At 58.8% G+C, this 340-nt stretch carries 1 protein-coding gene; it reads left to right on the top strand.

Annotated elements, in window-relative coordinates:
• Positions 1 to 329 (top strand): GNAT family N-acetyltransferase (locus tag AB4Y42_RS44410; RefSeq protein WP_368697919.1); only part of this gene is annotated, 329 nt, incomplete at its 5' end.
• Positions 330 to 340 lie beyond the last annotated feature (11 nt).

Consider the following 340-nt stretch of genomic DNA (forward strand, 5'->3'; position numbering starts at 1 on the left):
GGGAGCGCTTCCTCGACCCCAACGAACCGATGTACGCGGTGCTCGCCATGACATGCGGTCACCCTTGCGGCTTCGCGCACACGGTCTACCAAAGGTCGACCTGGACATCTGCCGACTACTGCTATCTTCAGGACCTGTTTGTTGGACCTGACGCACGTGGGCGTGGCATTGGTCGCGCACTGATCGAACATGTGTACGCGGCGGCGAAACGTGGAAAAGCTCCTCGGGTGCACTGGCTGACTCACGAAACGAACTACCCAGGCAGGCTCCTCTACGACGCCGTGGGAGAGCGCTCTGGCTTTATACAGTACCGGAAGGTGTTCAAGTGAAACTCACTTGT

The sequence above is a fragment of the Paraburkholderia sp. EG286B genome (genome assembly GCF_040965655.1).
GTDB lineage: Bacteria > Pseudomonadota > Gammaproteobacteria > Burkholderiales > Burkholderiaceae > Paraburkholderia.